This is a genomic window from Bacillus sp. FSL K6-6540 (assembly GCF_038007545.1).
The window spans coordinates 5,071,972-5,088,593 of record NZ_JBBOXH010000001.1 but is presented as its reverse complement, the minus strand read 5'-3'; the positions used below and the strand labels follow the sequence as shown (position 1 = coordinate 5,088,593).

Sequence of the window (16,622 nt, the reverse complement as noted above, 5' to 3'; positions counted from 1 at the left end):
TCGCTCCCTTCCGAATGAATCCGGCTTGCTTTAGAACAAGGCATGGTCCGGATTCACCTTCTTCACGATTTTGTTGCTGCCCCATACGAGAATAAAGCCGACCACGGATTGATACAGCCCGACGGCCATGGCTTGTGCCGGATTCCCGATGGTGCGGAGGGAACGGAACACATACGTATCGATGACGTCAACCGTCGGATACAGCAGCCCGTTGTCCTTCACGATGGCATAGATCATGTCAAAGCTGCCGTACATGATTTTGCCTAGAGCCAGCAGGGTTAAGATGGATATGGTCGGCAGCATGAGCGGAATGGTGATGTGGCGGATGAGCTGCCACCGGGTAGCGCCGTCGATCCGGCCGGCTTCGTAATAACTGTCGTCAATTCCCGTGATCGCCGCCAGATAGATGACGAGGTTCATCCCGAGGTCCTTCCAGACCGCCGCGGTCGTAAGAATCCAAGTCCAGTATTGCGGAGAGGCGTACCAGTTGACGGGGTCGATATGGAAGAACGCCAGGATCCGGTTCAGGATACCGTAGTCGGTCGACAGCAAGCTGTAGATGATGTAACTCACGATAACCCAGGACAAGAAATGCGGGAACAAAATCGTGGATTGGGTTATCCTCGAGAACCAGCGGCTGCGGAGCTCGTTGAACAGTATGGCCAGCGCCATGGCTGCGAGCGTGCCAACGATGATAAATAGAAAATTGAGCTTCAAGGTGTTGAAGGTGACCTCCCAAGCCCGGGGCGACGAGAAGAAGAACTTGAAATTGTCAAAGCCGACCCAGGCGGAATTGAAAAGTCCCGTCTTGAAGTTGAATTTCTGAAACGCAATGAGCATGTACGGAAGCGTGAAATAACCGAAGACCAGCGTATAGATGGCAGCCGGTACGACGAGCAGGTAGGCGGATCCGTTCGAGCGGATTTCGCGCAGGAAGCCGAAGCGGCTTTTTTTCATGAGTAGGCACGTCCTTTCGTAAGTGATGGGGGCTGCAAGCGTAGCAGTTCTGTTTCGAGTGTAAAGAGAGTTGCCGCGTGCAGTAAACTATGAAAATGGAGTTTGAGCGGATTGAAAGGGGGGATGCCTGCTTTAAAAAACGGCAAAAACTTCGAATTTGAGTATTTCGCACAGTGTCGCCAGGATTGAATAATGACTGGAAAAGCTTGATTTTATAAGGAGTTTAGCCGATGAAGTCTATGAAGGGAAGTTTGGGGAGGAAAATAAAGAATGCGTTTTCATGTTGATGTATGCCCTGAGCAAATGTAAGATGGGAATAAAATATCTATCCGTTCCAAGCGATCGGATGGCTAAGCAACCCCATAAAATTAACATATATATTACATATAATGTTAGTAATATTCCTGGATGATAAGATCTCAGTTTACTATACAGACCGAATGATAAAGGAGGGAGAATATGATCCGGCAGCGATTATTCCGTTATGCAGTGTATCGAAATATGTTTCTCAGCTTTGTTTTGCTCACGGCAGCCATGATTGCCCTCGTAACCGTCGTCCTGTACATGATGTTCTCCTGGAGCACCGCGAAGGAGGTAGGAAAAATATCCGAGTCGATGCTGAAGCAGAACAGCGCCGTATCCAGCGTCATCCGCGATCAGGTGTATAACGTGGGCAACCTTCTGCTCAGCGACAAGGAGATCGTGAACGCCCTGTTGGACAAAGAGGCCGATCCGGTGAAACAGTATGGCGTGTTCGGCACCCTTAACCGGGTTCAGTCCACCTATCCGTTCATCCATTCGATCGGGATCTATAACGGCTCGAATAACACGTACCTGAATACGAAGGGGATTACCAAGGAGCAGGAGAAGGCGCTGCTGGAGGAGATCAACAGCAAAAATACATCGTATTTTCATCTGTTCCCGCGCAAGATCTCTTCCGCCTCTTCGACGAAGCGGAGCGAAGACGTCCTGACTTTCGTTCTCCTTCCGAGCTATTATTCGCCGCTAAGTTCCAAAGGCGCGATCGTAATCAACATGAGCACCGACACCATCCAGGATCTGATCGGAGGCTACCGCAACGAAGCGGTGGATTCGCTGCACGTCATTGACGACAAGGGAACCATCATCACCCATTCGGATCGGTCCCGGTTCATGGAGGATGTATCGCAGGAGTCCTATGTCCAGTCCATTCTGGAATCGGACGCGGAAAGCGGTTACTTCACCCGCTCCATCGACGGCCGCAAGAGCCTGGTTACCTATGTCAAATCCAAGGATATGAACTGGACGTTTATCAGCGTTAGCCAATATCAAAATCTGTTGTTCAACATGCAGGCCCTCCGAACGTCGGCGCTGGTTCTCGCTTCTGCCTGCTTCGTCGTCAGCATGTTCTTGTCGATCTGGCTGACGCATCATGCGTACAACCCGATCCGCCACCTGCTGGAGAAAATGAGCGCCATTCCGAAAATGAAGGAAAACCGGCGGCAAATCAACGAATTTGCCATATTGGATACCACTTACGCGGAAATGACGGAGAAAATGAAGTCGATGGAGTCCGAGGCTTCCGTCGCCCGGCAGGCGCATGTGCTGCAGCTGCTGAAAGGCGGCGACGAGACGGCATTCCGCCGTTTGGCCCGCGAAGGCAAGGGCCCCTATTTCTTGGCGGCCGTCCTTCTGATTGACAGCTTAGACGGCTCGCCGGGGGGCGAGGACGAGGAGCTGCAGTCCTATACCTGCGCGGCCGTCGCCCAGGCGGCCCAGCAGATGCTGGAGCCGGAGGGAGCGAACGTGGCCACGGTGGGGGACGGGACCATTGCGATCATTCTCCCCATGAAGCAGAGCCGGCTTCCGCTCCATGTATTGGGCATGCTGGAGGAGCTGCAGGGCGAGATGCTCCGCACGCTCCGCGTGTCCGTCACCGTCGGCATCGGAACGGCCGCGCAGACGTACGAGGAGCTGCGCGAATCGTTCGATTGCGCGCAGTCCTGCTTCCAGCAGCGCTTTTTCGCGGGAAAGGGCAAGATGTTCCATGGCGATCCGGTCATCGCCGCGGAGTCGGAGCATTCCGAGGCGCAGTATCCGGACAAGCGCGAGAAGCGCATCATCGAGGCCATCAAGCTGCAGCAGCGGGATAAATTGGAGAAGGAAATCGATCAGTGGATCAAGGAAATTCGCGATTACAACTACCATGAAGTCATGTTTTTCATCAACCAGTTCATCGGCGGCCTGTACAAGCAGCTCAATGTCCATACGGTGAAAAACCGGGAAAGCGCGGATCTCTTCCTCGACTTTACGCGGCGGATTACCCGCTTTCAGACGCTGCAGGAAACCGCGGATGCCCTGAAGGATCTTGCCCTTAGGCTCTGCAGCCTGTCCGAGGAATCGGGAGCGGTCCGGCATGCGGAGGTGGTGGATTTTATCCAGATGTACGTACGCAAGCATTATGCAAGGCCGGATATGTCGCTCGAGCAGGTGGCGGGAGAGGTGAAGCTGTCCCGCAGCTATGTCGGCAAGCTGTTCAAGGCGCATTGCGAGCTGTCGTTCAACGATTACCTGAATGCCGTTCGTCTGGAGAAGGCGCGGGAGCTTCTCGCAAGCACCGAGGAGTCGGTTCAATCGATCAGCGAGCAGGTGGGCATCCTGAATACGACCTATTTCTACACGCTGTTTAAAAAACACTACCAGATCTCGCCGGCCCAGTTCCGCAGCCAGCATGCGATCGAGACGAAAAAGGCGCAGTGACGGGCAGATTAATTGCGGGTTCAAAAGGTCGACTTTTCAGCACCGAAGTCTTTGCTTCCGATGTGCGTTTTTGCAAAGCGCTTTAGGTTGGATGAAGCTAGGGACTGAGTAGCGGAGCTGAACGTTTTCATGAGAAAACGGCCTCGGAAGCATAAGCTTGCAAACCTACGTGAGCAACGGAAGGCCCGGCTGAATTCAAGATTCGACGTCGAGACCGCTTCCTGACCTGCTTCGTGATCAAAAGTTGACTTTCTGAACAACCTCTTAAAGTGTTTTAAAAAGGCGAAAACCATCATTTTGAAGTATACGTTTTCCCTACTGTCTCCTTAAGATAGGAATCGTACCGCATGACTAAACCAAATGAAGACAGGGGGACACATGCATGAAAAAAAGGAAAGCGCTAGCACTATGGTTGGCCGCGATATTCATGGTTTCCGTGATCGCGGGCTGCTCCGGCGGCGGCGACGCCGGCAGTGAGAATGGATCGGCGAGCGGGGAGAACGGCGGAGGGGACAAGCTGCCGGTACGGTATTTGCTTCCGGGCTCCGCGCCTCAAGATTTGGATGCGGCGGTCCAAGCGATCAACGAGAAGCTGGAGGCCGACGGTCTGAACCTTACCTACGAACCGACATACATCGCGTGGGACGTATGGGATCAGAAGACCAACCTCATGATGTCGACGGGCGAGGAATTCGAGCTGATTGCCATCATGCACGATACCAAAGGACCGACGGTGCTTGCGGGCAGCGGCGGTATCATTCCGATCGACGATCTGCTGGATCAGTATGGCACCGAGCTGAAAGCTTCCATGCCGGACTGGATCTGGGAGTCGTCGAAAATCAACGGCAAGATCACGTACGTGCCGAACTTCTGGGCGGATACCGCTTATAACGATGGCATGTTCACGATCCGTACCGATCTGCTCGAGAAAAATGGCCTGAAGCCGCCGACATCGCCGGAAGAGCTGCTCAATGCAGCCGAGACGCTGCAGAAGAACTGGCCGCAGGACAACAAGAACGTATATATCAAAATGCTGGAGGAGCCAGCCTACTTCCTGCATACGACCTACGACACCTATCCGTTTACCGTGGCCGACAACATGATTTACATCGACCAGCAGGGGAACGTGAAGTCCTGGTTCGAAACCGAGGAGTTCAAAAAAGACGTGAAGTTCATGAACGAGGCTTACAAGCGCGGGCTGATCATGAGCGATCTGCTTACGACGCCGACGGAGGTTATCAACCAGGAGGAGCTGGCAGGACGTTATCTCTACCGTCCGGGCGACGTTGGGTTGAGCGACGCCATACTTCAGACGTTCCCGGATGCGAAGCTGGATATTTATTATTTGGCCGACCAGCCGAAATTCAGATCCTACGCGATCCGGAATTCCAACGGGATTTCGGCCACGTCTCCGCACCCGGAGGCCGGCATTCAATTCTTGAACTGGGTATACAGCAGCCAGGAGAACATGGATCTCGTCCAAAGCGGCGTGAAAGATGTGCATTGGAAGGATACAGGCAAGAATACCAAGGACTATCTGGCCAAGAACGAGAACGGTTCCCCGGCTTATGAGCTTCCATACTGGCTGCTCGGCCACGTTGAAATGAACCGTTATCCAACGAATACGGACCCAGCGCGACTGGAGCGCCGCACAACGGTATCGGAGGACGCCGTGAACAGCATCACGATCGGCTTCACCTTCGATCCGACCAACGTTGCTTCGCAGTACGCCAACTGCATCGCCGAGCTGAAGACCAGCGTCTATCCGGTCATGCACGGGGTCGTGAAATACGAGGACGCCTACGATAAAATGCTGGCCGCAATGAAGTCCGCCGGTCTCGATGAGGTCGTTGATGAATACAAACGGCAATTCGATGAGTGGAGAGCCGGTCAGTCGTAAGGTCAGGCACGCTAACGGCTAAGAAACATTGGAACAGGGCAATCCTTTACCCGGTTTTATAACCGGGGAGGGGTTGCTTTTTTTCGTGCGTCGCCATGGAGCGTTCCGTGAGGAGTACAGAGGGAATTCCAAGGAGACTCCAAGGGGATTCGAAAGTGATCCACGTTACCGTTTAGGACTTCAATTCTCCGATATTGGCCAAAATCAAAGTTTTCTCTCAAAAGTAAAGTGTTCAAGACAGGGATTCCCGGGCTAGAGTAAAGGTCATAAGAAGCCTTGAGACTGTTCAAAGAGTTAGAAGCGAAAGTCTTTATTTAGGCTGGCCGCACGGCAAGAGCCGTGCAGAATAAGGAGGACGTTATTCATGACCAAGCAAACACAAGCCATCCGGGAAGGCTGGCAATGGTTTACGGAAAGCCGGTACGGCATGTTTATTCATTTCGGGCCTTATGCCCAATACGGGCGCGGCGAGCAGGTTCTGTTCCGGGAGCATTTGGACCAGGCCGAATACGCGCGGAAGGCCTGCGAGTGGAATCCGGAGTTCTTTGACGCCGAGCTTTGGGCGTACACCGCGCGCAAGGCGGGGATGAGATATGCCTGCTTAACGACGCGGCATCATGACGGATATTGCCTGTGGGATACGGCCACGACGGATTATTCCAGCGCGAAGCAGGCGCCCGGCCGGGATCTGGTGCGCGAATTTACCGATGCGTTCCGAGCCCAGGGGCTTCGGGTCGGCTTATATTATTCCTGGATCGATTGGCGGATCCCGGCTTACTTCGACGGACCGGAGAAGGATCCCGAGGGCTGGGAGACGATGAAGCAGTATTTGCATGCTCAAGTGGAAGAGCTGGTCACGAAATACGGGCGCATCGATCATTTCTTCTTTGACGGGGTATGGCCGCGAACCGCGGAGGACCTGGACAGCATCAAGCTGGTGGAACGGATGAAGTCGATTCAGCCGGACATCCTGGTCAACAACCGTCTTGGGCTGTCCGAGGAGGAGAAGCTGCATGCGGACGGCGGCGGCGGCTCGGGCGATTCCGAGGTGCTGGGCGACTTCGGCTCGCCGGAGCATGTCATCGTCCCGGATCAGAAGCGGCTGTGGGAATCCAGCCAGGTCACCACGTGGAGGCTGTGGGGGTACACGAACGGCGAACGATGGCGTCCGGCCGACGTTCTGCTCGACATGCTGTGCGAGTGCGCGGAAAAAGGGGGGACCGTGGGCGGCAATCTGCTGCTTAACGTCGGACCGCAGCCCGACGGACAGCTTCCGCCGGCCTTCGTGGAGCGGGCGCTGAAGATCGGAGAGTGGCTGGACGTTCACGGCGAGGCCATCTACGGCTCCGACGGCGGGAACCTTACAGAGTTCATCACCTACGGGCGACAGACGATGAAAGACAACAAGCTGTATCTCATTATCCGCTTCTGGGATGGGAGGCCGGTGCTGAGGCTGGCGGATCTGGTGACGCCGGTATCACGGGTGACGCTGCTGACAACGGGGCAGGAGCTGTCGTTCCGACAGGAAGGCGACGTGCTGTGGATCGAAGGGCTGCCGCGGGAACGTCCGACCGAGCTGTTCCCGGTCATCCGCATCGAATGCGAGGAGCGGCCGCAGACCAATGAATGGGGAGTGAACCGCCTCTGGACCGGCGACCCTTCCCGGATCGCCGACTGGGCCCGAACGCGCGGAACATCCGTATACGTCGACGGCCAGCCGCGGATGAGAAAGGAGTAAGTCGATGAGAACGCTTGTATTTTACGACGAGCATTTTCCTTACGAAGGCGAACGTCCGTCTGCAGAGGCATTGGAGGGATTGCGGGAATGGGCGGTGGTCGCTGGTTCCGCGGACGTGGCTGAGCGGCTGACGGAAGGCGGCTGGGACGCGCTGGTTCATCTGCACGGACCGTACTTTCCGAAAGCGGCTTGGGCGGCCATCGAAGCCCACCTGACGGCCGGCGGCGGTCTGGTTCATGCCGGGGGCGTGCCTTTCCGCAGGCCGGTTCGAGAGCTGAACGGAAGCTGGCATGCCGAACGCGAGCAGCTGGCTTATCATCAGCGAATGGATATCCATGATGCGCTGGCGGTGGACGTATCGCGCGTCCGGGAGCTGAAGGCCTCCGCCGAATACCCGATCCTGCAGGGGCGAGAGGAGCTGTTCGGCATGGAGCCGACCTGGGGCTTGACGCTGCACCCGACCAAAGCGAGCGACATTCCGGCCGAGATGGGGGCATGCGGTCCGATGGACGCCGTCATCTCGCCGCTGCTGATCGGCGTGGACCGTGATCGACGCGAGCGGTCCGCTCCGGTCGTCATGCTGGAGCAGCATAAGGGCGATTACGCCGGGGGCCGCTGGATTCTGATCAACCAGCAGCTGAGGGCATCGTTCTGGGAGACGAAAGGGATGGACGTCCTGAAGGATCTGGCCGAATACGCGGGAACAGGCGTGACGGAGCTGTGGCTGAAGCCGAACTATGCCTCCTACGAGCCGGACGAGCAGATGCGGTTGACGATCCAACTGCAGACGCTGTCCCGGACGTCCGCCCCGGCGCAGACCTGGCATTTTGATGTGAGACTTATCAAGGAAGACGACGGCGAGACCGTCTGGTCCGGACACGAGAAGTCGGAAGCCGGCATGGAACAGCGGGATCTGCAGCAGCTTCGCTTGTCCGTCCCGGTACGGCTGGAAGCGGGCTTGTACCGGATCGTTTGCGAAGCCGAGTCCGAATCAGGGGAGCGCCGCAACCTGACCCAGGCGGTATGGGGCGTCGACCGTCCGCTGCTGCAGGCGGGAGAGCGGCTGGAATGCGGGCGCGATTACTTCCGCCGCGGCGGGCGGACGGTTCCGATCGTTGGCATGACGTACATGACCTCCGACGTCGCGCGCAAATTCCTCCATCTGCCGAACGTGCAGCGTTGGGATGCGGATATGGCGGAGATGAAGCGAGCAGGAATCAACCTGATCCGGACGGGCATATGGACGGGGTACCGGATGATCATGTTTGCCGACGGCCATGCGGCCGAGGACGTCATGCGGGCGATCGATGCCTTTATCCTGACGGCCAAGCGGCATGAACTGGAAGTGACGTTCACGTTCTTCTCGTTTGCGCCCGAAGCCTGGGAAGGCGTGAACCCATACCTGGATCCGCGATCGGTTGAGGCGCAAAAGCGCTTCGTCGCCTCCATCGTCGGACGTCACAGGGGCACGACCAACGTGCATTGGGACCTGATCAACGAGCCGTCGCTGTTCGATCCGAAGCGAATCTTCGAGGGGCCGGTATCGATCGGGGACCGGTTCGAGCGGCAGGCCTGGTCGGAGTGGCTGCGGCAGCGACACGGGGATGATCTGGCGCTGCTTCAGGAGCGCTGGAACATGACGCCGGGCGAGCTGCCTTCATTCGAGTCAGCGCCTGCGCCGAGTCCGGACGACAAGCTGTTCAACAGCGTGCTGCAGCCGAAGAAGTGGGGACCGTGGATCGATTTCACGCTGTTCACCATGGACATGCATAATCGGTGGGCGTCCGAGCTCATCGGCACCATTCGCCGCTCCGATCCCCGCCAGCTGGTAACGGTCGGGCAGGATGAGGGCATCTGCTCCCAGCGTCCGTCGCCTTCGTTCTATGGGCCCGCGGTCGATTACACGACGGTCCACTCCTGGTGGCAGAACGATCACCTGGCCTGGGACGGCATATTTACGAAAACGCCGGACAAACCGAATCTGATCCAGGAGACCGGCATCATGCACGTGCAGCGTCCGGACGGCATCGCCAAGCGGACGGAGGAAGAGCTTCGCAGCATCCTGGAGCGGAAGTACGCGTATTCGTTTTCGACCGGGGGCGCGGGTGCCGTGCAGTGGATTTGGAATATTAACTACTTCATGGATAATGCCAACGAATCCAACATCGGGGCGCTTCGGGCGGACGGAACGCAGAAGCCTGAGGCCGATGTGTCCTATGACTTCGGCCGCTTCATGAAGGAAGCAGCCGGCCTCTTCGACGATGAACGGCAGCTGGAGGATATCGCCGTCGTTTACCCGTATTCGAATGATTTTTCCAGCCGCAAGCTGGCGTACGAAGCGACGACGAGGGCCATGCGCGCATTGACGTTCGGCATGAACGTCCATCCGCGGGGGATCGGCGAATATCAGCTGAAGGACCTGAAGCGCTATCCGGCTAAGCTGATCATCGTGCCGAGCGCGCATAATTTCGACGATGGCGCATTTGCCCAGCTCCTCGACTTGGCAAGGGGAGGGAGCACGGTCTTGTGGACCGGCCCGCTTCGCACCGATGCGTATTGGGGACCGGCACCGCATCGTCTGCAGCAGGAGATCGGCGAAACCGTCCATGCCAACGTTCTTCGGGAAGAAACGCTGGAGCTGGCGGGAGAGCATTTCGCCGTTTCGTTCGGCGAGCGGAAGATTAACGCGCTGGCGGTAGATCGTCCGGCGGGCCGGTTGGATGGGACGCTGGCACCCGTCACGGTGACCTTGGGCTCGGGACGGTTCATCTGGTGCCCGCTCCCGGTCGAGATGAACGAGCGCTGGGAGCCGATCCAGGCGCTGTACGCGGAAGCTATCCGCTCCGCAGCCGTTTCGCCTGAGCTGGAATGGCCGAAGGGAGGCGAGCTTCCGGGTATTTACGGCCGCAAGCTGACGTTCGGGCAAGGAAGCTTGTACGTCTTCGTCTCCGAGCATGGGGCAAGCGCAGAGGTCGAGGTAAAGGACCCGGCAACCGGAAATGTTTACGCCTTCGAATTGGAACGGGAGCGGACCGTGATGTTTACGACCGATGCCGGGGGACAAGTGCAGACGGTTTACCGGCCGGAGGAGGTTCGCATCCGGCAGATCCAACCATCTTGAGGCGTGCTCGCCCATGAAAAGGTTGGAAGAGGGTTCTAGCCGTTGATCTGGTTTGTCCAGGTGCGGTGCAGCCATTCTGCAGGATACGCATAGTGGGAGGTTCTTCGGCCGATCGGATCGTGCCGGAGAGCCTTTTTCTTCCATCGGAAATTTCGGCAGGGCTGCTGTGATCAATAAGAACGAATCTAACAGGAATAGGAAAGGGTGTGCGCCATGGACTACAAGGACGCTGCATGGCCGGTTTCGCGGCGGGTCGAGGACTTGCTGGAGCGGATGACGGTCGAGGAGAAAATTGGGCAGCTGATCCAGCCGTTCGGCTGGAAAGCTTACATAAGGAACGACGACGGTACGATCAAGCTAACCGAGGAGTTCAAGTCGCAGCTTGCGGAGGGAGGAATCGGTTCCTTGTACGGAACGCTGCGGGCCGATCCCTGGACCGGGGTGACGCTGGCGAACGGTCTGTCCCCGCGGGAAGGGGCGGATGCGGTTAATGCGATTCAGCGTTATGCGATGGAGCACTCGCGGCTGGGGATTCCGATTCTGTTCGGGGAAGAATGCTCCCACGGGCATATGGCGATCGGGGCGACGGTGTTTCCCGTACCGCTTACGATCGGCAGCACCTGGAACACGGAGCTGTTCCGCAGCATAAGCCGCGCCGTTGCCGCCGAGACAAGAGCTCAGGGGGGATCGGCCACCTATTCGCCGGTGCTGGACGTGGTACGGGATCCCCGCTGGGGCCGTACCGAAGAAACCTTCGGCGAGGACCCCCATTTGGTAACCGAATTCGCGGTTGCCGCCGTGCAGGGACTGCAAGGCGAGCGCCTGGATTCGCATACCAGCCTGCTGGCTACGCTGAAGCATTTCGCAGGCTACGGCGCTTCCGAAGGGGGACGCAATGGGGCCCCTGTTCACATGGGCCTTCGGGAGCTTCACGAGGTCGATTTGCTGCCGTTCCGCAAGGCCGTTGAAGCGGGTGCCTTGTCGGTCATGACGGCCTATAATGAAATCGACGGAGTCCCTTGCACATCCAGCGGGTACCTGCTGCAAGACGTTCTTCGGGAGGCGTGGGGCTTTGACGGCTTCGTCATTACCGATTGCGGCGCTATCCATATGTTGGCATGCGGTCACAATACGGCCGGATCGGGCGTGGAGGCGGCGGCCCAGTCGCTGAAGGCCGGTGTCGACATGGAGATGTCCGGGACCATGTTTCGGGCACATCTTCACCAAGCGCTGGAGCAAGGGCTGATCACTGAAGACGATCTGAATAGGGCAGCCGGACGCGTGTTGGAGCTGAAGTTTCGCCTGGGACTATTTGATCGGCCTTATGTGGATCCAGCCTGGGCAGAGCAGGTCATAGGCTGCAAGGAGCATATCGCTCTGGCCTACCAGGCGGCGGCTGAAGGCATCGTGCTCCTGAAAAACGAGGGGGACCTCTTGCCTCTGGATTCAAGCAGCAGAACCATTGCCGTCATTGGCCCCAACGCCCATGCGCCGTACCATCAGCTTGGCGATTATACCTCCCCCCAGCCGCCGGGGCAGATCGTAACGGTGCTGGACGGCATCCGCCGACGGCTGGGAGACAGCCGCGTGCTGTATGCGCCGGGCTGCCGCATACAAGGCGATTCAAGGGAAGGGTTTCCTCGGGCGCTGGCATGCGCCGAGCAAGCCGACGTCATCGTGATGGTGCTCGGCGGCTCCAGCGCACGGGATTTCGGGGAGGGCACCATCGATCTGAGAACCGGTGCTTCGGTCGTGACCGGGCATGCCGAGAGCGATATGGAATGCGGGGAAGGGATTGACCGCTCGACCCTTACGCTGATGGGCGTGCAGTTGGAGCTGCTGCAGGAGCTCCATAAGCTCGGCAAGCCGGTGATTGTTGTCTATATCAACGGACGGCCGATTACGGAGCCGTGGATCGACGAGCACATCCCTTCCATCGTGGAAGCCTGGTATCCCGGCCAAGAGGGAGGCAGCGCGATTGCGGACATGCTGTTTGGCGATATCAACCCGTCCGGTCGTCTGCCGCTGTCCATTCCGAAGGAGGTTGGCCAGCTGCCGAACTCTTACAATGCCAGACGGACCCGGGGCAAGCGTTACCTGGAGACGGATCTTGCGCCGCGGTATCCGTTCGGCTTCGGCTTAAGCTATACGGAATTCCGTTACGGCCGTCTGACGGTCGAGCCGGCCGTTGTTCCCATAGGCGGCGAAGCCACGGTCCGGATCGACGTGACCAACGCGGGAGCACGGGACGGCGCGGAAGTCGTTCAGCTGTACGTCTCGGATCTGGCCGCCTCCGTTACCCGCCCCGAGAAGGCCTTGAAAGGGTTCCGAAAGGTGTTCCTGAAGGCCGGGGAAACGCAGGAAGTAACGTTCACCATCGGCAGCGAGCAGCTGGAATTGATCGGCCTTGACCTGAAGCCGGTGGTGGAGCCGGGCGAGTTCCGCATTCAGGTCGGTCCCGACTCGACGAGAGGAGAGGTCGCAAGCTTGATGGTGGAAGGCTAACCGGTCCGTCCCTCCCAAACATAAAGAATCTTAACGATACAGGTTCAACCCGGCGAAAGCGGATATCCCGAAGTTGTCGGATGTCCTTGCTTTAGCCGGGATAACCGGTCGTGAACAATCGTGTAACCGTTATGGTCCGTTTTTATTCTGTTCATCGGTTAGGCGAAGCGATCATGGTAACGAAGTGGAGGCAAGCGATGAAGCTGCTGTGGTTCAAATCGATTTACCCAAAAATCGTGGCCGGCTTTTTGTTGGCCATTATGCCGGTTTACGCCGCTGCCCTGTACATGAACGAGTCCGGGCTTGCGAGCGTGGAGCAGGAAATTACCCAATCCTTGAATGCGAGGACTAATTTTTTCATGCGTACGCTGGAACAGGAGCTGCGATCGACGGTGCTGCTGATGAACGATTTGTCGCAGGACTCCGACCTGCAAAAGCTTAGCACCATAGCACCCGCCATGAGCCGTTCCGAATATTTTCAGGCGATCAACCGCCTCCAGGGCAAAATGCGGCTGCTGCAAAGCTCCAATCAATACGTTCAAGAGGCCAAAACGTATATTCCGTTGATTGAGAAAACGATTGAGCAGGTGTCGTACGAAGGAGCCATGCCGCCGGAGCAGATGAAGGCGCTTGAGGAGCATCCCGATCGGGTCATTTTCGAATGGAAGAACAAACTTCTGCTGGGTATGGTATACCCGGAACGATTGCGAAACGGCCATCCGCCTAATTTTGCGATTGCGGCGGAGCTCTCCGTTCCGAAAATGCAAACGGCGCTCCTGCAGCTGGCCACGGGGGACGGGGGCGCCGTTCTCATCGGCGTGGACAATAGCTGGGTCCTGACTCAGGAGGACGGAGGGGGCATCGGTCCGCGGCTGGCCGAACGAATTGATTTGGAAGCGCTAACAAGCACCGAGTTTTCAAAGCTTCCCTACAACACGAAGGTCAAGGCGGATGGGGCCAACTATTGGGTTAGCGTGGAGCGCTCCGCCTTTTTGAATGCCGACCTGGTGGTGTATGTCCCCGAAGCCGAATTCTTAGGCCCGCTCGGGAAATACCGCATGATCTTTTTCGGGCTGTCGGGCTTCTCCCTGCTGGTGGTTATTCTGTTCTCGGGCTGGATCTACAGCCGAATTCATCAGCCGCTTCAGCGGATGGTGAGGGCATTCCGCAACATCGATTTCGACAGTCCCCGGGTGGAGCTGCGCCATAAGCATCATGACGAGTTCCACTATCTGTACGAGCAGTTTAACCATATGGTGAAGCGCCTGCAGGTACTGATCCACGAAGTGTTTGAGCAGAAAATCCGCTCGCAGCGTTCCGAGCTGAAGCAGCTCCAATCCCAGATCAACCCCCATTTTTTATATAACAGCTTCTTTACGCTCCATCAGATGGGAGAGATGGAGGATTACGAGAATATCGTTCGTTTTACGAGGCATTTGGGGGAATATTTCAGGTTCATCACCCGCAACGCTGCCGACGAAGTTTCGTTGAAGGCGGAAGTGGGGCATGCCAAGGCTTACGTGGACATTCAGTCCATCCGTTTCCATAACCGGATATCGGCTTATTGGGATGACATCCCCGGTGATTGGGAGCAACTGGACGTTCCGCTGCTCATTCTTCAGCCCTTAATCGAAAATGCATACGAGCACGGACTTGAGGAGAAGGAGGCGGATGGGCAAATCCGGGTTACCATGGCCGCTGAGCGGCATGTCCTGCATATCATCGTGGAGGATAACGGGGAGACGTTGACGGACGAAAGGCTGCAGAACCTGCAATCCATGATCGCGATTTCGGACGTGAAGGGAGAGATCACCGGTTTATCCAACGTGCACCGACGCCTTCGATTGAAATTCGGGCCTGCTGGCGGATTGACCTTTTCGAGAAGCCGGTTGGGCGGTTTGAGAATCGATATGACACTGCCAAAGCAAGAAAGGAGCGAGATGGATGAAGAGCAGGTACAGGATACTGATCGTGGATGACGAACCTTTTATCGTGAACGGGCTTGCGGAATTGTGCCTTGGCGTGGAATTTCTCGAGCTAGAGGTGTATAAGGCTTATTCCTCTTCGGAAGCCTTGGGCTGGCTTAAACGGGCGAAAATGGACATCGTTTTGTCGGATATCAAAATGCCGGGGTTAAACGGCCTTGCCCTGCAAAAGGAAATATCCAGGCAGTGGCCCCATTGCAAAGTGATTTTTTTGACCGGATACGACGACTTTTCTTATATCCAGGAGGCCACCCGGCAAGGAAGCGTCGATTACGTTCTCAAGGCCGAGGGAAACGATGCCGTGCTGAGCGCGATCGAGAAGACCGTGGAGCTGCTTGACCAGGAGATGGAAGCGGACATTCTGCTTGCCAAAGCGAGGGACAATATGCGCATGGCGCTGCCTTTTTTACAGCAGCAGTACGTTCTGGAGCTGATGCAAAAAGCACCTGGTCACATTCGGCGGGAAGAGCTGGAGCAGCGCTTTGCGGAGCTGGAGATGAAGCTGGATCCCCGCAAGCCATGCCTGCTGCTGTTATGCAGGCTGGACGGCTGGCAAAGGCAAGAAAGTCCATCGGTCCAGTCGCTGATGCTGTACGCGGTCCAGAATATCATCGGCGAGCTGCTCGGCCCGATGACCGACGGCATGGCCGTGGAGTTCGGCAGGGCCAAGATGATCTGGATTTTGCAGCACAAAGAGGAGGGGGAGGAGGAGATTCAAAGTCCGGCGGCGGAACGGGTCCAGCGTTTTGTCCACGGGATGCTGGAACAAATTCAGGACGTTTGCAAAACGCTTCTGAAATTGAAGACGTCGTTTGCCATGGCTGGCGAGTGGGTCGATTGGGAACGGCTGCCGGACAAATTCGAAGGACTGAAGCAGCTGCTGGACAGCGGCCTCGGGATCGGCCACGAATCTTTGTTGGCCGAAGCCCGTGAGCGCAACCGCCCGGATCGTACGGGGCATTTTCTGGGGCGCTCTCGCTCGCATCTGAAGCGGATGGAGCTGCTGCGCGGCTGTTTAGACAATGGGGACCGGGAGGAATTCATGGAGCTGTTCCATGAGGTGACCGATACCTCTTCCTTCCCGCCGGAGGTTGATTATTTGCTGAAAATGGAGGTATATTACGGCCTAGTGTCCGTGATGATGCCGTCCCTGGTGGATATGGAAGCTCTCTGCCGGAACGTGGAAGGGGCGGTGGATTATATCACATTGACTCATTTGGAGGAGCATGATTCGTGGACGGAGGCGGCCGAATATTTCGAAAGGCTGGCGGACATCATCTTCAACCGGAAAGAGCAGGGGAAGCAGGATCAGCAGCATGAGGTGATTGCCAAAGTTCAACGGTATATCGAGGATCACTTAAGCGGCGACCTGTCCTTGACGCAAATCGGGGAGGCCGTGGGACACAACCCTTCGTATTTGTCCAGATTGTACAAACAAGTGACCGGCGAGGGCCTGTCCGAGTCGATTAATGCGGCAAGGCTGGCCAAAGCGAAGCAGCTGCTGAAGGAGACGACGGACAAAATCCATGTCATCGCCGCTGCGGTGGGTTTCAGTTCTCCGCCGTATTTTTACCGCTTTTTCAAAAAAACGACCCATTTGACGCCGCAGGAATACAGAGAACTGCACAACATGTAAAGAGAAGATATCAAAGTAAAGAGCTTGGAGTAGATAGCTCT

Annotated in this window: 8 protein-coding genes; 7 read left to right on the top strand and 1 reads right to left on the bottom strand. The window is 56.9% G+C overall.

From position 1 onward, the window contains the following. Nucleotides 1-30 precede the first annotated feature (30 nt). Entirely contained in the window at nt 31-957 is a 927-nt protein-coding gene (locus MHH82_RS22590; protein WP_015736581.1) for an ABC transporter permease, read from the bottom strand. Between the two features lie 459 nt (nt 958-1,416). Here MHH82_RS22590 and MHH82_RS22585 point away from each other — a divergent pair, with 459 nt between their 5' ends. The 7 genes from MHH82_RS22585 (at nt 1,417) to MHH82_RS22555 (ending at nt 16,581) form a co-directional block, all read left to right on the top strand. Continuing rightward, nucleotides 1,417-3,696: a helix-turn-helix domain-containing protein gene (locus MHH82_RS22585; protein ID WP_340967920.1), complete on the top strand. Its 2,280-nt coding sequence runs from the start codon at nt 1,417-1,419 to the stop codon at nt 3,694-3,696. 382 nt (nt 3,697-4,078) lie between these two features. Continuing rightward, nucleotides 4,079-5,596 carry an extracellular solute-binding protein gene (locus MHH82_RS22580; RefSeq protein ID WP_340967919.1) on the top strand — a complete coding sequence of 506 codons (1,518 nt, stop codon included), beginning with the start codon at nt 4,079-4,081 and terminating at the stop codon, nt 5,594-5,596. Nucleotides 5,597-5,960: 364 nt separating this feature from the next. Beyond that, nucleotides 5,961-7,334, top strand: coding sequence for an alpha-L-fucosidase (locus MHH82_RS22575; protein WP_009589805.1), 1,374 nt, complete (start codon nt 5,961-5,963; stop codon nt 7,332-7,334). Between the two features lie 4 nt (nt 7,335-7,338). Then, nucleotides 7,339-10,455 carry a glycoside hydrolase gene (locus tag MHH82_RS22570; protein ID WP_340967918.1) on the top strand — a complete coding sequence of 1,039 codons (3,117 nt, stop codon included), beginning with the start codon at nt 7,339-7,341 and terminating at the stop codon, nt 10,453-10,455. 213 nt (nt 10,456-10,668) lie between these two features. Further along, nucleotides 10,669-12,960, top strand: coding sequence for a glycoside hydrolase family 3 N-terminal domain-containing protein (locus tag MHH82_RS22565; protein WP_340967917.1), 2,292 nt, complete (start codon nt 10,669-10,671; stop codon nt 12,958-12,960). A gap of 110 nt (nt 12,961-13,070) precedes the next feature. Next, nucleotides 13,071-14,939: a sensor histidine kinase gene (locus tag MHH82_RS22560; protein ID WP_340967915.1), complete on the top strand. Its 1,869-nt coding sequence runs from the start codon at nt 13,071-13,073 to the stop codon at nt 14,937-14,939. Continuing rightward, complete coding sequence (locus MHH82_RS22555) at nt 14,905-16,581, top strand: response regulator (RefSeq protein WP_340967913.1); 1,677 nt, start codon at nt 14,905-14,907, stop codon at nt 16,579-16,581. Before MHH82_RS22560 ends, MHH82_RS22555 begins: the two co-directional genes overlap by 35 nt. Nucleotides 16,582-16,622 lie beyond the last annotated feature (41 nt).